General features: G+C 65.0%; 5 protein-coding genes. All 5 read left to right on the top strand.

Features of this window, described 5'->3' with window-relative positions; genetic code table 11:
* The first annotated feature begins 265 nt into the window (after positions 1–265).
* Positions 266–823 (top strand): helix-turn-helix domain-containing protein, encoded by a 558-nt coding sequence (locus tag A3K89_RS19580; protein ID WP_084423902.1) that lies wholly within the window; start codon positions 266–268, stop codon positions 821–823.
* Positions 816–1,601, top strand: a complete 786-nt coding sequence (locus A3K89_RS19575) for a heparin-binding hemagglutinin (RefSeq protein ID WP_068429555.1) — start codon at positions 816–818, stop codon at positions 1,599–1,601. The genes A3K89_RS19580 and A3K89_RS19575 overlap by 8 nt, the downstream gene beginning before the upstream one ends.
* A gap of 124 nt (positions 1,602–1,725) precedes the next feature.
* Complete coding sequence (locus tag A3K89_RS19570; RefSeq protein ID WP_068429553.1) at positions 1,726–2,028, top strand: DUF2516 family protein; 303 nt, start codon at positions 1,726–1,728, stop codon at positions 2,026–2,028.
* Between the two features lie 58 nt (positions 2,029–2,086).
* Positions 2,087–2,830 carry a MerR family transcriptional regulator gene (locus A3K89_RS19565; RefSeq protein ID WP_068429552.1) on the top strand — a complete coding sequence of 248 codons (744 nt, stop codon included), beginning with the start codon at positions 2,087–2,089 and terminating at the stop codon, positions 2,828–2,830.
* A 17-nt stretch (positions 2,831–2,847) separates the two neighbouring features.
* The gene (locus A3K89_RS19560) at positions 2,848–3,885 is read left to right on the top strand and encodes an alpha/beta fold hydrolase (RefSeq protein WP_068429550.1); all 1,038 of its coding nucleotides are present in this window, start codon (positions 2,848–2,850) and stop codon (positions 3,883–3,885) included.
* Positions 3,886–4,033 lie beyond the last annotated feature (148 nt).

Here is a 4,033-nt window from a genome sequence, read left to right as displayed (position 1 = left end):
GCCAGCCAATCACCCGAGGCGCACTGGCTGCCTGACACGGCAGGGGCCGGTGGCCGACGACATCCACCACCAGCCACCGGCCACCGGCCACCAGAAAACACGGGCCACCAGCCGCCCGCCCGCACACCAATTAAGCAACAGGCTCCCTGTTGCAACTATCCGCGCACGGCCGCTAGCAGAAGTGCTTGCAATAGTTAGCACCCTTGGGTAACGTCGGCCCAGTACACCGAAACCACAAGTTTCGAGCCAGGAACGAGCGGTGAACATGAATTCCGACAACGAAGCCCAGGGCGACGAATCCCGCGTCGACAATCAGAGCATTGTCGCCAAGGTGTCCGAGGCGACCGATGTCGTGGCCGAGGCAGGCGACCTGGTCGCCACCGTCGTCAGTACGGCCGCGTCGGACATCGGTAGTTACATCCGCTCGCAGCGGGAAGCGGCGCAGGTATCTCTGCGGCAACTCGCGTCGAGGGCGGGGGTGAGCAACCCGTATCTGAGCCAGATCGAGCGAGGGTTGCGCAAACCATCCGCCGAGGTGCTCGGGCAGATCGCCAAGGGTCTGCGCGTGTCATCGGAAGCGTTGTACGTACGGGCCGGGTTCTTGGAGGAACGACCACACGGTCCAGTTCGAGATGCGTTGCTCGGAGACCCGGAGATCACCGAACGGCAGAAGCACGTGCTGATCGAGATCTACGACTCGTTTCGTCGCGAGAACGAGCAAACACGCACGGCGAACGACGTCTCGGTCGATACCCGGGCGTCGGCCGAACCAGATCTGCAATCGGAACCAGAATCACCCATACAGGAGTTTCCCCATGACTGATGCAAGGAACCTAGACAACGTCAAGACGCCTCTCTATGCGGCTGTCGGCGCAGGCGACGCGGTCGTGCAAGCCGTGGCCGACGTGGTGGCTCAGGTGCGCTCGCGGGCCGAGGTCCGCGGCACCGAGGTGACCGACCGGGTCGACACCGCGCGTGCCCGCCTGGCGGACTTCTCCGAAGACGTCACCGAAGGTGTCGAATCCCTGCGCGAGCGCCTCGCGAACCTGCCGGCCGAGCTTCCCGACGAGATTGCCGAGCTGCGCGAACGCTTCACCCCGGACGAACTGCGCAAGGTCGCCGAGGCGTACCTGAAGGTCGCCTCCGATCTGTACACGTCTCTCGCCGAGCGTGGTGAGGAGACCGTCGAGCGCATCCGCCGGACTCCGGCCGTCGAAGAAGGCCTCGGCCGTGCGAACGCCGCCGCCAACGACGTCGTCGACCTCACCGAGCAGGCGCTGGGTACCGTCGCCTCGCAGACGCGCGCCGTCGGTGAGCGTGCCGCCGCACTCGCAGGCATCGCGTCGGACAAGGTTCGCGACACCGCCGAGGACCTGGCCGAGGAGATCGACGAGGCAGGCGACAACGCGAAGGAAGCCGCTACCGACGCGTCGCAGAAGGTCAGCGGAGTCGCGGGCAAGGTCGAGTCCAAGACTCGCGCCAACCAGGACGCACCGCTGAAGAAGACCGCGCCTGCTGCCAAGAAGGCAACCCCGGCGACCGCTGCGAAGAAGACCGCAGCACCCGCCAAGAAGGCTCCGGCCAAGAAGACCACCAGCTGACGCCGGTGCCTCACCGAATCGCCCGTCACTCTCGAGGGGGAGTGACGGGCGATTTGCCTGGGGGCGGGCGGAGCGAGGGGCGTTTTGCCTGCGGTCGAGCGGAGCGAGGGGCGTTTTGCGTAGTATGGGCGACGTGCCAGCTGTCGACAGTCTCACCGGTCTGATTCTTCTCGTCCTTCGCCTCATCGCGTTGGCCGGTGCCGCGTACGCGGTGTTTCACGCTGCTCGTCAGCGTCCCGATGCGTTCACGGCCGTCGACAAGCTCACCAAGCCCGTCTGGCTGGGCATTCTGATCGTCGCTCTGCTGGTTGTGTTCCTGTTCGGCGCGATCAACTTCATCGGGCTGCTCGGCGTCGTGGCGGTGTGTGTCTACCTCGTCGACGTCCGGCCCAAGGTGGATGCCGTTCAGCGCGGTCCTCGCTGGTAGTAGCCCATGCACGGGCGTCCGTGCATGGTTTCGGTGAGGCGACGCTTATCGTCTACGCATGATCGAGTATCGCGTCGACGATCTGGCGCGTCGCGCCGGTGTCAGTGTGCGGAACGTGCGCGTGTACCAGGATCGTGGACTGCTGCCGCCTCCGCGTAGAGAAGGCCGGACTGGCTGGTACAACGAGTCGCACCTCGCTCGGTTGTCGCTCATCTCGAGCATGCTGGACCGTGGCTACACGTTCGCGACGATCAGTGAGCTCCTGACCGCGGCCCAGTACGGCATGCGCGTCGAGGACGTGCTGACCGGCGTCAAAAGCGTCGGCAGCGATGTTCGTCATCTGAGCCGGGCCGACATGGATGCGATGTTCGCCGGGGCCATCTCCGACGCGGACCTGCATCGCGGCGTCGAGCTGGGTGTCATCGCCGCCGATGGCGATGCCTACCGCATCGACAATCCGCTGCTCGTCGAGGCAGCGAGGCTGCTGGCCGAAGCCGGTATTCCGGTCGCTCAGATGTTGGACGAGGCCGAAGGTGTACGACGCGATCTCGACGATGTAGCAGGCCGCTTTGTTGCGTTGATCACAGACAGATTCGTATCCGACGGCCAAGATCCGTTCGACACCGATGCTCGTACGGTCGCGGACGTCGCCGAACTGGTCAACAGATTGAGTCCTCTCGCACACCGCACGGTCACTGCGTTGTTCGCGGAAGCAATGGACCGCCGGATCACGTTGACCATGGAAGACATCGTCACGAAGTTCGGGGAAAGCGCAGGGCCGGCAGACGGCCAGGCGAGTTGAGAAGAAGGAGACGGTTCGTGGTCACACGGAGAGCTGCCCGAGGCGCACTCGTCGGAGTCGTAGGACTTGCGGCAGCGGCAGGAATCGGGACAGTACTGGTTCGTCGTCGAAGCGGGCTGACGGCCGAGGGTCCGTCGGAGGCGGGCGCGGTGTTGAAGCCCGACGAACTGCTCCACGTACCCACGTTCGAACCGCGCATCGTTCCTGTCGTCACCGACGACGGCGCCGAGCTGCACGTACGGGTCTACGGCGATCACGATGCGCAGCCGATCGTCTTCAGCCACGGCTGGACGTGCTCTGCCGACTTCTGGGCGCCGCAGATCAACGCGTTCGCGGAGAAGTACAAGGTGATCGTGTACGACCAGCGTGGTCACGGACGCAGCGACGTCGGAACCCGGTTGCTCGGACCGGACGTCCTGGCCGACGACCTTGCCGACGTGCTCGCCGCGACCGTCACCGAGGACAACAAGGCCGTACTGGTCGGCCACAGTATGGGCGGTATGTCGGTCATGGCATGGGCCGGTCGCTACCCCGAGCAGGTCGACTCTCTCGTCAGCGCGGTGCTCTTGGCGAGCACGGCGACCGACAGTCTCGTTCGCGAGACGACCGTCATTCCGCTGCCGACTCGCTTCCCGCGGGTTCCGGTGCCTGTCGGTCGTGTCGTGCTGAAGTCCGCGGTGCCGCTTCGGCCGTCGCCGGTGACGCGTCAGGCGATCAAGTACGTCTCGATGGCGCCGAGTGCGACGCCGGCCGAGGTGGCGTTCTGCGAGAAGATCGTCCTCGAATGTGCCCCGCGTACCCGCGGAATCTGGGGTGCGGCGCTCAGCGACCTCGACATCTACGAGGCGCTGGCAAACATGAGCGTGCCGACGACGGTACTCGTGGGCACGGCCGACCGGCTGACCCCACCCGTGCATGCCCGCCGGCTCGCCGAGGCGTTGGAATCGCACGACCACCTCAGCAAGTACATCGAAGTGCCGGGTGTCGGACACATGAGCTCGGTCGAGGCCATCGACGACGTCAACTCCGAGATCCTGCGGTTGCGCAGTCTGTAGTGCGGCTGCGCCACCCGTGATGCTCCTATGAGTGTCAACTGCGGATTTTCTGTGTGAGTAGTTGGAACATTTCGCGGGCGACGGCTCGTTTGAGGCAGCGGATGATGTCGCGTTTGCTTTTGCCTTGGGCGAGTCGTTTGTCGCGGTA

Origin of the sequence: Rhodococcoides kyotonense (genome assembly GCF_001645385.1) — a bacterium.
Lineage (GTDB): Bacteria > Actinomycetota > Actinomycetes > Mycobacteriales > Mycobacteriaceae > Rhodococcoides > Rhodococcoides kyotonensis_B.
The sequence above is the reverse complement of the archived record's forward strand: the minus strand, read 5'-3'. Positions and strand labels throughout refer to the sequence as shown.